This window comes from Nocardioides sp. NPDC023903 (assembly GCF_040639295.1).
Lineage (GTDB): Bacteria > Actinomycetota > Actinomycetes > Propionibacteriales > Nocardioidaceae > Nocardioides.
This window is the reverse complement of sequence record NZ_JBEZZS010000109.1, coordinates 1-1,092: the sequence shown is the minus strand read 5'-3', so window position 1 is coordinate 1,092 and position 1,092 is coordinate 1. Positions and strand designations below refer to the sequence as shown.

General features: G+C 68.4%; 2 protein-coding genes. Both read right to left on the bottom strand.

Annotation, left to right across the window (positions count from 1 at the left end; all coding sequences use genetic code 11):
* Nucleotides 1–428: SDR family NAD(P)-dependent oxidoreductase (locus tag AB0F44_RS30295; RefSeq protein ID WP_357361087.1), on the bottom strand; the 428-nt coding region annotated here is incomplete at its 3' end.
* A gap of 158 nt (nucleotides 429–586) precedes the next feature.
* Nucleotides 587–1,092, bottom strand: a 506-nt coding sequence (locus AB0F44_RS30290; RefSeq protein WP_357361086.1) for a solute carrier family 23 protein, incomplete at its 5' end; no start/stop codon positions are given.

Below are 1,092 nucleotides of genomic sequence, written 5' to 3'. Positions count from 1 at the left end.
GTGAGTAGACCCGCGGCGGACGCGGTGGAGACGAAATAGCCGCTGCCGCGCTCCAGCCAGCCGGGGACGAGCAGTTTCGCGGCCCGCACGTGGGCCATCACGTTCACCTCGATGGTGTTCGCCCACTGGGCCTCGGTGCTGTCGAGACCGGGGCCGCCGCCGATGCCCGCGTTCGCGAAATACAAGTCCACCGGACCGAATTCGCGCTCGGCGGTCGCGATCAGTTCGGCCACGACCTGCTCGTCGGCCACATCACCACCGACCGCGATCGCGTGGTCGCCGAGGTCGGCCGCCACCTTCGCCGCGCTGTCTCCGTCGAGGTCGGCGACGACGACCCGCGCGTCACCGGCGACGAGGCGATAGGCGAGTGCGGCACCGATACCCGCGCCCGCGCCGGTGACGATCGCGACCTTGCCTGCTATCTCCATCCCCGCACAGTAACTATTGGAGCGCTGGCGCGCTCGAGTTCGCGCCCCTGACGGGACGGGCGCGAACCGCCGACTTCGTCGGCGATCCCTCCTCGAGGTCGGGATGTGCGGGGCTGGGAGTGTGGTCATGGCGGTGCCGTGGTGTGGTTTTGGCTCGATCAGATGGCGACGGCGGGGTTCGGGGTGGTGGTCTTCGTCGGTTCGTCTGCGGTGGCGGGTTCTGCCGTATCGGCCGGTTCGACGATCGCGGCGCGGGCCAGCGCGCCGAGGGGGGTGTGGTTGAAGACCAGGTTCAGCAGGAACGCGGTGGCCGCGCCGAGAGTGACGCCGCTGTCCAGCAGGATCTGCGCGGACGTGGGGAACTTGTCGAACATGCCCTTGGTGAACACCGGCAGCAGTCCGATACCGATCGCGGTGGCGGCGACGGTGGCGTTGACCCGGTCCGTCAGATCGGCTTTGAGCAGTGTGCTCACACCGACGACGGCGACCGTCGCGAACAACACCAGTCCCACGCCGCCGACCACCGGCTTCGGAATCACCGAGACGACCTCGCCGATGCGAGGCACCAACCCCAGCACCACCAGGATCGCGCCACTCACCGCGGTCACATACCGGCTGTAGACCCTGGTCGTGGAGACCGCGCCGACATTCTGATTGAAGATCG